The organism is Zhongshania antarctica, from assembly GCF_014202945.1.
GTDB classification, from domain to species: domain Bacteria; phylum Pseudomonadota; class Gammaproteobacteria; order Pseudomonadales; family Spongiibacteraceae; genus Spongiibacter; species Spongiibacter antarcticus.
Map to the genome: position 1 here is coordinate 366,604 of NZ_JACHHW010000006.1, position 14,853 is coordinate 381,456.

Annotated in this window: 12 protein-coding genes; 4 read left to right on the forward strand and 8 right to left on the reverse strand. The window is 44.7% G+C overall.

The window, feature by feature from the left end:
- Positions 1–121: 121 nt before the first annotated feature.
- The 3 genes from HNQ57_RS12845 to HNQ57_RS12855 form a co-directional block, all read right to left on the reverse strand.
- On the reverse strand, positions 122–2,662 hold the full coding sequence (locus HNQ57_RS12845; protein WP_184463552.1) for an RNA-binding domain-containing protein: 2,541 nt from the start codon (positions 2,660–2,662) through the stop codon (positions 122–124).
- Positions 2,663–2,960: 298 nt separating this feature from the next.
- Positions 2,961–3,245 carry a hypothetical protein gene (locus HNQ57_RS12850; RefSeq protein WP_184463554.1) on the reverse strand — a complete coding sequence of 95 codons (285 nt, stop codon included), beginning with the start codon at positions 3,243–3,245 and terminating at the stop codon, positions 2,961–2,963.
- A gap of 642 nt (positions 3,246–3,887) precedes the next feature.
- Positions 3,888–4,232 (reverse strand): hypothetical protein, encoded by a 345-nt coding sequence (locus HNQ57_RS12855; RefSeq protein WP_184463557.1) that lies wholly within the window; start codon positions 4,230–4,232, stop codon positions 3,888–3,890.
- Positions 4,233–4,323: 91 nt separating this feature from the next.
- Between HNQ57_RS12855 and HNQ57_RS12860 the strand changes: the two genes are divergently transcribed.
- From HNQ57_RS12860 to HNQ57_RS12875, 3 genes are all read left to right on the forward strand, one after another.
- Positions 4,324–5,196, forward strand: coding sequence for a helix-turn-helix transcriptional regulator (locus HNQ57_RS12860; RefSeq protein WP_184463558.1), 873 nt, complete (start codon positions 4,324–4,326; stop codon positions 5,194–5,196).
- A 33-nt stretch (positions 5,197–5,229) separates the two neighbouring features.
- On the forward strand, positions 5,230–6,297 hold the full coding sequence (locus HNQ57_RS12865) for a DUF429 domain-containing protein (RefSeq protein WP_221301693.1): 1,068 nt from the start codon (positions 5,230–5,232) through the stop codon (positions 6,295–6,297).
- Between the two features lie 430 nt (positions 6,298–6,727).
- Positions 6,728–7,345 (forward strand): GIY-YIG nuclease family protein, encoded by a 618-nt coding sequence (locus tag HNQ57_RS12875; protein ID WP_184463560.1) that lies wholly within the window; start codon positions 6,728–6,730, stop codon positions 7,343–7,345.
- A 238-nt stretch (positions 7,346–7,583) separates the two neighbouring features.
- On the opposite strand, the gene HNQ57_RS12880 is transcribed toward HNQ57_RS12875, so the two are convergent.
- Entirely contained in the window at positions 7,584–7,808 is a 225-nt protein-coding gene (locus HNQ57_RS12880) for an HTH-like domain-containing protein (RefSeq protein ID WP_184463562.1), read from the reverse strand.
- A gap of 339 nt (positions 7,809–8,147) precedes the next feature.
- Between HNQ57_RS12880 and HNQ57_RS12885 the strand changes: the two genes are divergently transcribed.
- Positions 8,148–8,534 (forward strand): hypothetical protein, encoded by a 387-nt coding sequence (locus HNQ57_RS12885; protein WP_184463564.1) that lies wholly within the window; start codon positions 8,148–8,150, stop codon positions 8,532–8,534.
- A 550-nt stretch (positions 8,535–9,084) separates the two neighbouring features.
- Here HNQ57_RS12885 and HNQ57_RS12890 read toward each other — a convergent pair.
- The 4 genes from HNQ57_RS12890 to HNQ57_RS12905 form a co-directional block, all read right to left on the reverse strand.
- A complete protein-coding gene (locus HNQ57_RS12890; protein ID WP_184463566.1) occupies positions 9,085–11,451 on the reverse strand; it encodes a TOTE conflict system archaeo-eukaryotic primase domain-containing protein in 2,367 nt (788 codons plus the stop codon).
- A 203-nt stretch (positions 11,452–11,654) separates the two neighbouring features.
- Complete coding sequence (locus HNQ57_RS12895) at positions 11,655–12,848, reverse strand: RWP-RK domain-containing protein (protein WP_184463568.1); 1,194 nt, start codon at positions 12,846–12,848, stop codon at positions 11,655–11,657.
- Positions 12,849–13,509: 661 nt separating this feature from the next.
- The gene (locus HNQ57_RS12900) at positions 13,510–14,271 is read right to left on the reverse strand and encodes an RES family NAD+ phosphorylase (protein WP_184463570.1); all 762 of its coding nucleotides are present in this window, start codon (positions 14,269–14,271) and stop codon (positions 13,510–13,512) included.
- A gap of 97 nt (positions 14,272–14,368) precedes the next feature.
- Complete coding sequence (locus tag HNQ57_RS12905; protein ID WP_221301694.1) at positions 14,369–14,677, reverse strand: hypothetical protein; 309 nt, start codon at positions 14,675–14,677, stop codon at positions 14,369–14,371.
- Between the last annotated feature and the right edge of the window lie 176 nt (positions 14,678–14,853).

Here is a 14,853-nt window from a genome sequence, read left to right on the forward strand (position 1 = left end):
TCCTTATTTCCGTTTAATCGTAGTACTCAGAAAGTGCCCCCGCAGGCCCTGTGATAGCTAATACCCAAATTGGATAAAAGTCAGTATTTTTTCACGGCCTCAACGTCAAATTCGGATGCCGCTAAACTGTCACTTGAATTTTTTTGTTACGTGTTGACTCTTTCATGATTCGATATGCTTGATCCAGTTTTAGAGCTAGAAACTCTCTGTTACCAGCGCCGCCACGAATAAGCTTAGGCGCCCATTCTAGATTATCTCTAAGCTCTCGAAATGCGTCTTCAGAAACCGACTTTTCATCTATAAAAAAAATGGAAACTTCAATCATCCTATTGAAATTTACACTTCGGATGTCCCCGCCATTAATAGCATTTATGATTGCGCGACCAGCAATCTCATACTTGCCATTATTTAGAGACTCATCCCATATAGTGTCGACAACTTTAATGTTTTGGTCTTTAAACTTCGTCCACTTTTCTTTTTTAGACGTTTTTATTAGCCTCGACGAATGCTCATAAGATCCAACAAGATAACGAATTTTATTGTCAAAGTTATCTGTTCTCAGCGCTAGGTTATAACTAGAAATTGCGCATCTTTCTCCCCATTGTGTATCAAATTTACCAATACTCCGCAGGGCATTTTCGCAGACATCTAATATTGCACTACTACTCCCGCTATTACTTTCCGTTTGATACCACATTTCAAAAAATACTGGCTTTCGCTGACCTTTGATGAATGCTTCTGAGAAAGACTTTCTAACAACATCATCACTAATATCAGGATCCTCATAGTCCGTCTTAGCGAGAATAAAATATAGATCACTGTTTTCCTTATATCTTGGTTCTTTTATAAGCGAAAAAACTGTATTTCTTGAGTCTTCAAATCTTTTTTCTTTCAAGAGAGAATTACATTGTCTCACTGCCGCACCAACTTCAGGTATATTCACTTGAGCACTTGCTTCTAAACCCTCGCATATTTCTCTCAACCTGATGATATATTCCTCGGAATTTGGAAGAATATCGCTTGCTATGGAAAGCACAAGCTTGCTGATTGAGGAAGTACTTTCAAATCGAGGTTCCTCCTCAATAAATTCAATGCTGCTAATGAGGAATAGGTTTCCAAGCTGCTCAATTGCTTCGCTAATTTCAATATTTTCGAAATCTGTGTATTGGTGCAACTCGCTTCGTGATAAGGATCCTATATAGCTAATCGTCAATAGTATTTTTGTTGCTTCAGGTGAAAGCTCCAGAACCTCTTTTCTTAATGCCGCTTCTCGAACTGCATCTCCACTCTTTCCAGACCAATCCTCTATAGCACGCTCTACTGAAAGACCTAGCTTACAAAGTCTTAGTATTGATTCAGTGAATAATGGTGATCCTTCAGAAGCTGTATTGAGCCCCCTTACATTTTTTTCATTGAATTTTTGCAGGCCTATAGAGTCGCACATGGAGTCAATAAGCTCCCTATATTCTTCACCTCCCAGGCCAGGAACCAAGATTGAGGAATCGTTTGAATAAATGTTATTGGCTCGTGTAGTCATTAACACCCTAGATGACGTATTTGATATAGAGCGGGCTACCTCCATAATTCGTTTTTGCTCTTCGGGAGAGTTTGAGTCAATATCATCAATAACAACAAACGATCGAATCAAATTCAATCCATCTCTGGCAGCCCGTTGCAACTGTTGCAATGTAAAATCTTCTACTTCTTCGGGCAAATAACCCGTTCTCAAACACACCTCTTTGAGAAGTGAGTCAAGATCTTTATAGTGGGTTTCAGGTATTCCAACATATTGATTACAGGAAGCTTTGAACTGTTGTTTTTTTGCAGTTAGCCACATAACTTGTTCAAATAGCTCAGTACCTGACTTTATTATCAGCTGAGAAAACTCATAAGCAATTGATGTTTTTCCCTTACCACCATCTGCGGCTAAAACCTTGGTGTACTGGAAATCATCGGAGAGCCAAGACCACAACTCCTGAATAATTTCAAATCTCCCAATAAAATCTGGACATATAAAGTTTTTATCCGGAAGATTATGTTCAATTACATTCTTCCTTATCTTTTGACCGTCACCTTCGTCAACATTAAAATCCCTTCCAGACACAAGAAATTCGAAATCTGACTGGGAAACAATTTTTTTGCACTCATCAATTTTTCTAATATAAACAGCATCCTTCTCTAAAATTACTTTCCCTTTAGAGTTGGCCCCATCTCCTATCGCCGCTATAGAATGCGTCCGCCTATCTCTCTTGGGGATATGTAGCAAACCAATAAGGATGTCACCGCCTTTGGAAGAAATGAGGATTTCTTCATAGGTGAGATCAAGCCTTTGGTTGAAATGTCGATCAAACCTCCCCCTGAGCTTCTGCTGATCAATAAGGTTTTTCTCTACTCCGCTAAGAATAAAAGAAGTATCTTTTTCAACTTCCTCTACGCCAAAAACAATGTATCCACCAAAAGTATTATGGAAACTAATTATCGACTTTAGTGTTTTTAGGTATCCATCTTGAGAGTCATCAAATGTCTTTTTATAATCCCAAAGCTCACATTCTTTCGAAAGACATGTTCCATCACCTCTTACAAGCCTATCAATGACTGATCTAGAAATATCACCACTTAGTATTGACTCGTAAGTATCCTGCTTAATTTTAATAATATCCATATCGGTCTCTAGGTGAATTTCAAACTATAATTAACACGTAACTTTTGAGACTCACTCTATCTGGACTTCCCAGAGTTTACTAGACAGTTGCTGCCTCTCACTGTAATTCGCTCATTTGCTTTGTGCCTACCATGCGCCGAAAGTACAGATTTCAGCAGTCACGTTGAAAAAATTACTGACCATGTGATAAGTGTGAATAGGAAAGAGCTTATTCGTAGCGCTACATGAGTTCAAGGAGTGATGTGGTGAAGCTTCTGAAGTCTCATCCATTTTGCGAGCTCCAGAACCTCGCTAATGATTAATCCTGCTGGCTATATAGCCGAAACGTTTTGGCGGACTCAAGTAGAATCATTCGCGCGTGATCATCGATATTATCGTATTCGTACGCCAATGATCCTCCGGACATAATACGCACAGCTTTTTGGGAAAGCTGGTCAAATTCCATCTCGACTTCTTCGGCAGTTGGCCTTAAAGGATAGGCACCACTCAATGCATCCGACCAAGGGAGTAAATGCCAGTTCTGCTGCTCTACAATGAACTCCGCAAAGCGCCTTAATTCTTCTTTTTGGGCTTGTGTAAGCATCCTAAGATATCCATATAGCATTTATTGAGCCAAATACTGCAATTCCACAGTGTTACAAATCGGTGTGTCTGCTTATTGTTCATCCAGCTCGCCACAGCCCCCAGCTTGAATAATCCTTATCTCCGGCCTATACATCTGAAATAGCGAAATCACTTTCGGCTCGTCATCATGAAACGATGTGAGATTCTCACTACTCGCATAGTCTATCTTTTGCCAGAGGTATCGCTCGTACCAATCCGTCACACCGGCTGGAGCAAGGTGCTCGACTTCGTCGTACGGGAGAAAAAGATACAAACTGTCGTACGCAATTGACCACTCATCAAGCTGAGCTTTAGTTACACCGCGGGAATCCTCGCGACGAGAGGATATAACAACGACCCTGCCACCATTAGATTTCACAGTGCGACTTAGGGACGAATAGTATTCAGGGTAAGCCGAGATGGTACCGTCGATATCTAGGCCTACTCGTTCACCGCCTATAGTTGTGATGTCATCTCGCAATGTTTTCGCCCCCTAATTAACATTAGATAAAATATAAGGTTAAGTTAGCTCTAGATTTTCCCAGGCCAACCCATCGCATGTTGTACGTCGACTTCCTGATGCGGCGCACAACGCCGCAGGGCTCTGCCCACACGAAATACATTACAAATCATGTAGATATTGGCGGCCACTCTCCAAAGTGACATACACAATACCGCCACCGATTATTCCAAAAACACAGGCGGCCGGTATGCCCCCGATCGCCGCTCCAATGGCACCGAGAATCACCGCCCAGGGAATCATGTACACCCAAAGCATTAATCTCCCACCGATTGAGGTCGTTTCCAGAGCCGAAACAATGAACAGCGCAACTAAAAACACCCACCACGACGTGAATAACACCCCAATCAATACACATAGCATTACAAAATGGACGCTATACCAATCTGAATGGGACTTATTCCAACCTGCCCGTGTTACTCCACGGCGTACATCACGACTACTCATAGGGTCACCTCCGCAGACTCACCATAGTGCAATTCGCGACGACATGTATATATTGTATACATATACATGTCGCATTTTCAGGTAGGACATCATGGTACAAGCGGGGAATTTAGGGGACGTAAAGTGGGATTTGCTGCTTCGCTACCGACATATTGAAATCATTGCCTATTGGGAGCGGCGACTCACAACAAACCATCTTATGAATGCTTTCGGTATAGGACGACAGCAGGCATCTAGGGATATCAATGCCTACTTAAAAGATTTCGCTGGCGACAATCTCATCTACGACGCGCGATTAAAGGGGTACAAACCAACAGCTAATTTTGTGCCGCTATTCACGCTTGGCGTCGCAGACGAGTATTTACAGCTACTGTCTATTCGCGATCACTTAAACAGTCCACCTATATTGCTAGGCGGTGCGCCGCCAGCTATAAGTGAGCGCATAAGTCCGCCACTGCGCGACTTACGGCCCGAAGTACTGGCACCAGTGATACAGGCAGCCCGTGAGGGAAACCGCCTTGAAATTTGCTATAGCTCATTGACTAATCCCGCGCCGGAATATCGGGTTATTCAGCCACATACGGTTGTATTTAATGGTCTTCGCTGGCACGTTAGGGCCTGGTGCGAAAAGAAAGCCGCTTTTAGCGATTTTGTATTGAGTCGAATTTCTGATTTACCAGATCAAGTATTGCCTGGCGAGAATGGGCCAGAAAAAGATGAGGCGTGGAATACAATAATTAACTTGGAAATCGGCCCCGATCAACGCTTAAACGCTGACCAGAAACGGTTAATCGAAACAGACTTTGGGATGGAAAACGGAACGCTCAAAGTTGCTACTCGCGGAGCACTAGCCAATTATGTTCTACAGTTACTCCGGATCGAGCACGAACGAGCAGATACTCCGCCGACTATTCAGCAAATCACGCTGCTAAATCGATCGGAAGTATCGAAATGGCTGTTTTAAAGCCAACTTGCAACCAAGGGAATGAGCTAATTGATGAACAACGTGTATACGGAAATACTACTTGCGGGTATCGATTTGGCGTGGCAAACAACAAAAAACCCATCAGCAGTGGCCCTTGGTAAATTAGCTGGTGACACCCTGGCTGTAACACGCCTAGAGCCCGCTCTATACGGAATTGAAAACATCAGGAGCGTGCTGGCAGAGCGAAGCCTTCATGGCATTGCAGTGGATGCCCCGCTTATCATCAACAATTTAACCGGCCAGCGCCCCTGCGAAAAATTATTATCGGCAAACTACCATTCTCGATTTGCGGGTTGCCACCCGTCCAATCAAACACTGTACCCTAATGCGCTAAGCGTCCAACTAGCCAATCAATTATCCGAAATGGGATTCCAGCATTTGGGGAGCACTGATACACCATGGCAAATTGAATGCTACCCCCACCCCAGTATTGTTGAAATGTTTGGCCTACCTGAACGCCACAAGTACAAAAAAGGCACTGTTGCTGAACGACGCTTTGGTCAAATCCAACTAGCGATGATGATCAAAAGCTTGGCCACGAGCTCAGTATTAAAATTGTCCTTACCGGATGACTTCCTTAAGCTCTTGGATGAGAACTACATTGCCGACCTATCAGGAAAATCGCTGAAATCTAACGAAGATGGTTTAGATGCGCTGATTTGCCTATATATTGCTGGGCTATACCAACGACAGGCAGGTGCTGCCGTATACGGCGACACAATCGATGGCTATATCTGGGTTTCAACAGTGCAGGTGGCAAGTGTCAGCCCCGTCCCTGCACATCCATTAAAGCCAAGACCTAAGCCGATCAAACAAAAGCAGACCGCCAGACCGAAGACAGGAATTACGGAAGACTTCCGGAACGGCACTACCCAAACCACAACCATTGGCTACATTAACAAAAACCAACAGCGGGTGTTGGGCACTAGAGGTAAACCAGGCACTGATCACTGCGCCAAAGCCTACAAATTAGAATGCCTTTCCTCGAATTGCTGTCAGCGATATGGGACAAATGGCACAGAAATTTACATCCGGAAATGCCCTGAGTGCCAAGGCGGGCGACCTGGAATCCCATACTGATCTACCAATGGGCTAATGATACTCTCGTCAAATCATGGCGCTTAGTTAGGTTAGTGTGTAAATCCACCATGGATAAATGGGTTTGTCAGCTTCTAGGAAATATGGCTAAGTATGAGCGCGATTTTCCGTCACTGCGCGACAGAATAATGGCTAGTGATACAACGCTGGAGAGTTTGGCTGGTCATACAACGGAGTCCCAGATTGATATCCACAATGGTTTAGCGTCACAATACGAAGGCAACATGAATCGTATGAAACGACTGGTGAAAAGTATAATAAGTTCATAGAATTATATAATCTGGACTGTGAAAATCAATTAGTTCCGCGCTAGCCCGCAATTAGTGCCCTGGGCCTAAGAGAGGAGCATTCCTTCACGCACAATACCTGTCAGCACATAATGCATTAAATGCCGCAAAGGAAACTACAACAAATGGACGAATATCTAAGCACAGGCATTGTTTACGTATTAACAAATCCAGCTATGCCTGGAATAGTTAAAATAGGAAAAACTGCGCGTGGATCGGTTGAAGTCAGGCTAGGTGAATTATATACCACCGGAGTGCCTGTTCCTTTTGAATGTGCCTTTGCGGGGCGTGTGGCTGACGAAAGCAAAGTTGAAAAAGCGTTCCATCTTGCATTCGGCCCCTACCGGCTCAACCCGAAGCGTGAGTTCTTTGAAATAGAAGCCGAGCAAGCAATTGCCTTGCTTGAACTAATGATTACAGAAGACGTCACGCCAAGTATTCAAGAAGAGGCCAATAGTGTTGACGTTGATGCAAAAGCTGGTGCTAACAAGCTCAAAGCAAGAAGACCAGTACAAAACTTTATTGAGATGGGCATACCAATTGGCGCAGTACTGCAATTTACACAGGGTGGCGATAGCTGCACAGTACAAAATGGTCGACGGGTAAGTTATAAGGATGAAAATATATCACTCACGGCATTAACCCAACAGCTACTAGGGACTGGCCGGCCGTTACAGCCTTCTCCATATTGGCTATACCAAGGGAAAAAACTGTCTCAGATATATGACGAAACCTATGAGTAAATCTAGCAGAGATCGCCACCCAAGGCGGCCTGCACCCTATTTTAAAGCTATAGTAAACACAAATAAACGGTGCTAAAAAATAGAGCCGTCCAGTCACTAAGTTTTTAGCTCTATAAATGCCCTAGATATGGGGCGCTGCAAAATAATCGCTTTCGATTAACTGTTATCAGGTCACACCGCTGACAACTGGCTGCCCCACATCTATTAAAACATGCGCAATTCCTGGCATTGTTATGCATTATTTCGGCGTCACGAACTTTGACAATTTGACACCTTTACTGATCTCAGTACCGTAGGACTCTGGTATACCAGCTGCTTTCGCAATTGCCTTCATAGACTCGCGACTTTCCCGAATATGTTCTGCATATTTGATACCGAAGAGGTGAATCATCGCGACAGTCTCCCCGTCCGCTGATCCGAAGTACATTTCGTGAAGTTTGGATCCCAAATCTTGGAGGTTCATGAGTCTTTCCTTAGATATTCAGCACGAGTGCACAGCAGCATTATTCATAAAGCTTACGCCGCACATCACTTTGGCTGTTGATTTTTGCACTCGGACTGCCCGACAAATTGCATTAAACAATACGCCACCAGACCGCCGCTCAGTCGTTTCGAACAAGTAAAAGTAATCTAGCAAGTAATTACTGGATCAAAACCACCTTCATATATTCACCTAAAACCGAACAGTCCTGAATGTAATTCGACTTTCAGAGGAATGAATTACATCCATATATTGCAATTTCAATATACAAGTTAACACAAACCATATATGGTTACCATAAATCATATGGAGCGTACTGTAATGACCGTTATCCGCCTCACGCCTAGCCTGTATAACCGCCTAGCATCCCATGCAGAGGGCTTCGACACTCCAGCACAAGTAATTTCACGACTACTAGATGCCTACGAAGGCGTTAGCCCATCGCGTGAACCTGAATCAATAACTGAAACATCCGGTGACAAACCAACCCTGTCATTCCACCCAGACGAAGCGAGCTTTAAGAAACATCTAGTTGACGGGAATAACGGCCAAGTAATCATTCACTACAAAGACGGGACTACATCAGAAAAAGTATGGAACGCCACTAGGTTTTCGAGCAGTTCAAACTTAAGGGCCAATATTTGGTCAGGATTTCTTCGCGGGTGGCATGAGAAAGGCATTACTCACGCCGATTTTCATACTGCGTAGGCGACATGGAAATGCAACCCAGCGAAACTATAGCGGCTATTTTCAACGCAGCCAAAAATGAACGTTCATGCTGCGCGTCCTTTTACTGCACAACTTGTGGCGGTTTAGGCACTCGACTCCAAAAGATCACCGCCGATCACCCTGTTGAAATCCCCATCGCTGCCTTAAAGAGCATCCACACCTTTCCTCTCACACAGCGGGACTTTGTTTATCACCAACATATTTCAAAATCGGCGTTCCCAAAGGAACCCAATATATCGCCGTTTATTGAATATTTGAGGTGGCTGCTAAACTGCATGCCAATACAAAACAAAGTTGAAATCAGCGAAGAATGGCGGCAGCTAGCACCGTCATTGCCAATCTGGTTACTTGATGGCATTTGCTACTATTTCGTTCCGCTACTCCCATCGTCTGAGCTCCAGCCCTGGAAAACATTGCTCTCAAATAGAATCACAGAAACATCAGATGCATCGCTAAGTGAAACACTAAGACTCAAGTACTAGCGGAAATTTATCCAGCCAGCACCCGTGACTGATAGAGATAATTTATATTAACCATCCCCATACGAAATTTTGTAGCCCATTGCCTTGTAGCTTTTCTCCCGTTTCTTAAACATACGGTGAAGCATCGGCAATGCAAAATCAGCATAGTCGTGGATAGTCACATTGGTTTTACCATCGATTTCACGATGAATTCTCCCAGCGTATTGGGCTAAGGCGCCTTTCCACGCTATTGGCATAGCTAAGTACAGCGTATCCAACCTAGGCAAGTCAAAACCCTCACCCGCATATTTTCCGGTTGCTACGACCACTTGTGCCGTCGCCAAATGCTTTTCAACGTTTTTGCGCTCAGCAGCACGCATTGCTCCCTTTAGGACAACGGACTGAATTCCCTTTTCGAGTAAAATCGCATTAATGCTTTCAGCATGCTCCCGCCTTTCTGTCAGTACGATCGGATGCCTAGACTGCTGAATGCTTTCCAGCACGCTAGCAACAATAAGCTGCGTCCGATCATCGTTTTCCATGATCCAGCGGTATACATCAGAAATTTTCGGACGTTCCTCTGCTTGAAGCAGGTATTCTGGCATTGGGTGATATAGCTGATGCACTTGGACTTCTTGTGTAAACGTGTTTTCCTGCGTTTTTTTCGCGCTATGACGTATTGGCCCAGTGATCATGAAAATGATTTTCTGATGGCCATCCTGCCTTTCTGGCGTAGCCGTTAGACCCAGCAAATACTTTGCGCGGACTTCGTTTAAGACCATTTCATAGCGCGGTGCCGACACGTGGTGGCACTCATCAACGACAACATGACCATAATCCTGCACTAGGGTTGAGACTGAATTGTCCTTCTTATCAATCAGACTCTGATAAGTGGCTATATCAATGACACCTGAAGGCTTTTTCTGACCGCCGCCAATGATGCCAATTTTTACATCTGGCAGAAATGATCTAAGACGCTCGGCCCACTGGTCTAACAACTGCCGACTGTGCACTAGGATGAGTGTATTGGTCTTGCGTTTGGCAATCATACTGATAGCGGTGACGGTTTTCCCAAACGCAGTCGGCGCGTGCAATATGCCGGTATCGTATTTTACGAGCGCGCTAATGGCCGTTTGCTGACTTTTCCTCAGCGTAAAAGCGGCCTTCATACCGCGCAGTTTTTCGCCTACTTGCCGCTTATCGTCAAATTCAAACGCTATCTTATTTTCGTTTAGCAGCGCCACCACATCGTCCAGGCAACCTCGAGGCAATGCGAGATAACCAAGCTCGATACGAGCGCATGTGATGAAACGTGGAATTCCGTGGGTTGAAAACCGGAGCGCCTGTGTCTTGAAGAAAACCGGGTTAGAAAAACTGGCCAGCCGTCTGAGTCTGGCGATTAAGGGCCCAGGCACATCGCTTAAGTTGAAATAGATGTGATTGGCCAGCGTAATCGTCAGCGTTCCCGCAAGGTTAATTAGCGGGAGGGTCTTAGGCTTGGCCGTGAGTTCCCATGGAGGGATGTTTTCGGGTAACGCCTGCTCAGCGCCTAAATCCAAGCTCGGCGACAATATTGCAAGCAGACGATTAACATCATGCGCTGATAGCGATTTCAGGCCTGCCAAGTATTGCCATTGGTTCTGAATAAGCTCTAGCTCGGCGTCAACAAACGAACTATTCCCCGACAATCTGGCCTCTTTCTGTAAAGGAAGAGCAATTAAATTGCCGAATCCACCTTCGGGCAAAATATCCTGATTGGGGAATAAGCGATCATATGAGTCAAACGATAAGTTTGGGCAGATCTCCATAGCCTTATCCAGCAGACCAAATCCCAGAGAACGGGCCTCCCTAGCAGGAATATTGTCGCTAAAAAATATCCAGAGATGGGCGCCGTTGCCAGATCGGGAGATCTCTATTGCATGGGCCACGCCGAATTCGCTGCATGCCCGCGACATTGCTTTGACGTCGTCTCGCCAGCCCGATTTATCAAAATCAGCGGCGAGAAAGTAGCAAGTATTGTCATGGAGCAGAGGGTATAGACCTACAATTTTCTGACCAGCGAGATGACGGTAAACCACATCGTCATTGAGCTCAGTAAACTGCCGATGATTACAGTCCTGGCACTTAATCCGCGGTTTATTACATACGCCGGGCACCCATTCATTATTACAGGCAACTGAATAACCGCTGCGCCCCTGTTGATTTTGCCAGCGGGTCGCAAAAATATCTGTCCGCCCCCGAAATAGACCTCTGAAAATGGCTACCTTTTGCCCAGGCGAAAGCTCCTCGGATACGGGTATCCTTTCCGCCTCGGACGCCTTAATTTCCGCTCGCTGCACCAGCAGATGAGCTCTTTCCGCTTCAAGCGCTGCCAAGCGTGCGTCAATTGCAGCAACATTCGGGTATTGTCGCCCACTTACCTCCTTTTCACGCATAGGATTGCGGTCGCTCGATCAGTAATTCAGAGGATATTCGAAGATAGTCATGCGACTTAACAGTCATTGATAAGGTCATAGGCCTATAATCATGGACGATTTTACTGTTACCTATCATAAACTCGAGCTGACTATTTAGTCGACGATAAACAATAATCTACGGAGCTCAAGGCTAAACAAGTCGATTGACGCTACTTCTAAGCTCAGTAGTAACCCCTCGAGACATTCATCCTGATCAAAGCATTATCAATACCGTCATCTTCAGGGTCGAGTTCTGCCAAATTTTTCAGTCCGCTGGTTAGCTCCGCATCTCGAGCTAAGTAATGCTTAGCCAGCGCCTCCAATGGTAAAACTGTTGCTTGTCGCGCCCACTTAATCCAGTCATTCCAACCCTTAAGGGCATCTAGCTCTTCACGCGACTCCATCGCTGCCACGAAGCATTCGTAATCCAACTTCCGCTCAGTGTCAGCCTTGAACGCATCAAAGTTCGTCAGTCGCTTCTCCTCCAGCTCAGCTAGAGCGGCATCAATCAATCTACGGCGGGAAGCGACTTCTGACTTTCGTCGCTCAATTGCCGCAAGCCTTCTCCGCTCCTCAGAAATCTTAAGGGCAGACACGATGTGTCGGTATATCTCACCGATGTTTTGCTCTAGCGGCACGCCGGTAGCCTCCCGAAAAACTTTTTTCCCGTCTACGGTCAAGGATAACCGCCCGGAGTCATCAAAAGCATATTTATCCCCCCAACCCTTAGGATCCACAGGCGCATTCACCCGACTGACTTCTGACTTTATTCTGAGAGCAATTTTGTTATCACCGATTCCAATGAGCGTATTCATGATTAGCCTTGAATGCGAGGTTTCCGGAATTTCTATTGCCATTCCTGATGCCGCGCACACCTGGAACACAAACTCCATTAGGTGAAGCGCTCTCGAAAGCGATGCCTTAGTAGCGATAACCTCATGAACAGCCACGCCGTAACGGGGCCGAAGAAAACCATATTTATCGGTTTCGCCTCGCTTAAGTTCCTGCGAAGTAGCCCCGAGTCTGTGCCCCAACCTCAAGGGAACGCCTTTCGCAATAACCTTTTCAACAGCGTCTGGCAATGGAATTTCCGGTTCGAGCGGCGCACTAGCACGCTCAGGAACATGTATTCGGATAATTGATGCATATTGATCTGCCTTGGGAAGCACAGGGCGCACTTGTCGGCGACGTCTCTCAGAGGCCCAGTAGCCTTGAGGTGGTCGCGGTATATTATATTTAACGCAGATTTTCCTAACTGCAACATCTGAAATCTCAAGCTGCTTGCCGACTTTTGTCATTGGCATTGACCATACAAGCTCGTAAAGCTCTTCCCTTGTCAGCTCCGTACTGTGTGCTTTTCGAATCTCGATGCCCATAACTGCCCCATCATCATGGTTGAAGTGATCACCGGTTATTTAAGCCCTGATTTAGGTTCGATTTCCAGTCAACGGATTGCTGTATCAAAAGTGAATTTTCTTGAGCAAAGTACCCTCTGGGTATGTCTTGCAATAAGGGAAAAAATTAAGGAAAATTACGCTATCGAATACATAGATTACCCAGAGCTTAATTAGTGGCTGTGGGTATTTTTGTTTGGCTGATTTTGGCTATTTTTGCAGTTTCCGACGCGCCCGTAACTTGTTGATTTTTATATGAGTATTTTCACAAGCGCTAAAACAGTATTTTCTCTAATGCGACAGTTTTCGCAAACGCCCGTATTACGGGGGGTACGGAATCGCCTCTAGTGAGAACTGCCGCATCACGCCCGAAGTAACGCTAGAGAGAATATTCTATCACTAGAGAAAATATTCTAAACCAAGAAAAAAGGCCGCTGATTAGCGGCCTTTTTTGTTACATATCAATGTATTAGAAAAATTTCCGCATTTAATTGTCACCGACCGACATCGGATAGTAATCAAACGATCAAAATTAAGCATCCTTTATATCGCCCCAACCCAGCTGGCAGCGGCTGGCGTGCATCTCAGCGAAAAATAATCCGAAAAAATACGGCTTGCTATGTATTTCTGATAAACACCATTTTCAATGCTCCTCTACCCTCTTAAAATCGAAGCTTATTTTAGTGGGTTCGTATATGGAGCAATTTATCACCTCTGCTGACTCCAAATCAAAAAGACAAATGTTGTGACCTCCAGCTAAAGCACTCTTGTAGGCAATACCATCGTATCCCTTTGATTTTACGAATTCGGAGATTATTTGAGTCGGGGCATATTCTGATTTCAAATCGGAAGCTTTTGTTGGCCTTGAGAAAGCGTTGTCAATATCTGACCAAACAGCGCGCACAATCTCTTCGGGGCCCGGCTCTTCGAAATATAAATGAATATTATTTTTCCCATGCTCTACTGAAAAATCGAGAACTCTTAAGTCTCTGGTCAACCTTAGTTGACCCAGTGACAGAATTGCTCCGAGCCAAGGACGAACCTCCGACATGGCGGTCTCTTTGTCTGTAGCAACATACAAGCATGAAATTCCTTTGGAATTGGCCCTGCCTTCGGCCGCGCTATCTACAAGAGGCTTCATTCGAGCCTTTGGGAACGAGGCTGGAAAATCATCAACATGTATATCTTCATCAGCTTCAGGATCATGCTGATAATAAGGCCTCCAAGAATGGCCATTCTGAGCACGCCAAACAACTAATCCTGCCGGCAAAGGACGCTCACGACCTCCGCAGGTAGCAATAATAGAATTGAGAAAATCTTTAGATTCGCTATCTAATATATAGCGTCGCTTTGTATCTACCGCATTTTTAAAAATTAGATAGCTACGGTACGACTTAAAACTCATTCCAAACCCTTCCCAGATACATTAGGCAGCCACCACAGGAGGGATAACCATAGCGAAGCAGCAATTTTAACTCACCGTAGGTGGCGTTATTAGACCTTCAAAAAAACTCATGCATAATATCAAAAGCCAATTGAACTTGTGGTTTTTCTGGCTGAAGACATGGAAGCATCTCATCGTCGAATAGCTTTTTAGTATCTTTCAAGCCTTCATCAGTAAAAATCAAACAAAAAACATCGTGCTCTTTAAAATACGCTCGGTGTTTATTCATTTCTTTAGCAAAGTTGTCCGCAGCCATCTCATTAATTTTCTTCTGCGTAAGCCCCCCTATTTTACCTAGGTAGCCATGAGTCGACCAAGGAGATAATTCAAATCCAACCTTATTTAAGGTATAGGGATTAATAACCATAAAATCGAGCCTGTAAATATGTTTCTCTTCCAGCCCAGCATACCTAAATTCAGGTATTAATAATGGTATTTCCTCAGGAAAGAGCCTGTAAATAATTCTGTGTAACTGCCAAGGTTAAATATAATCCGCTAAGCGGTCTTCAAATTCAATCATAAATCGATTGAGTGCTGGCTTCC

What these genes read in the sequence shown, in the direction of transcription:
- HNQ57_RS12845 (WP_184463552.1), bottom strand. Translation starts at nt 2,662, where the DNA reads ATGGATATTATTAAAATTAAGCAGGATACTTACGAGTCAATACTAAGT.
- HNQ57_RS12850 (WP_184463554.1), bottom strand. Translation starts at nt 3,245, where the DNA reads ATGCTTACACAAGCCCAAAAAGAAGAATTAAGGCGCTTTGCGGAGTTC.
- HNQ57_RS12855 (WP_184463557.1), bottom strand. Translation starts at nt 4,232, where the DNA reads ATGAGTAGTCGTGATGTACGCCGTGGAGTAACACGGGCAGGTTGGAAT.
- HNQ57_RS12860 (WP_184463558.1), top strand. Translation starts at nt 4,324, where the DNA reads ATGGTACAAGCGGGGAATTTAGGGGACGTAAAGTGGGATTTGCTGCTT.
- HNQ57_RS12865 (WP_221301693.1), top strand. Translation starts at nt 5,230, where the DNA reads ATGAACAACGTGTATACGGAAATACTACTTGCGGGTATCGATTTGGCG.
- HNQ57_RS12875 (WP_184463560.1), top strand. Translation starts at nt 6,728, where the DNA reads ATGGACGAATATCTAAGCACAGGCATTGTTTACGTATTAACAAATCCA.
- HNQ57_RS12880 (WP_184463562.1), bottom strand. Translation starts at nt 7,808, where the DNA reads ATGAACCTCCAAGATTTGGGATCCAAACTTCACGAAATGTACTTCGGA.
- HNQ57_RS12885 (WP_184463564.1), top strand. Translation starts at nt 8,148, where the DNA reads ATGACCGTTATCCGCCTCACGCCTAGCCTGTATAACCGCCTAGCATCC.
- HNQ57_RS12890 (WP_184463566.1), bottom strand. Translation starts at nt 11,451, where the DNA reads ATGCGTGAAAAGGAGGTAAGTGGGCGACAATACCCGAATGTTGCTGCA.
- HNQ57_RS12895 (WP_184463568.1), bottom strand. Translation starts at nt 12,848, where the DNA reads ATGGGCATCGAGATTCGAAAAGCACACAGTACGGAGCTGACAAGGGAA.
- HNQ57_RS12900 (WP_184463570.1), bottom strand. Translation starts at nt 14,271, where the DNA reads ATGAGTTTTAAGTCGTACCGTAGCTATCTAATTTTTAAAAATGCGGTA.
- HNQ57_RS12905 (WP_221301694.1), bottom strand. Translation starts at nt 14,677, where the DNA reads ATGGTTATTAATCCCTATACCTTAAATAAGGTTGGATTTGAATTATCT.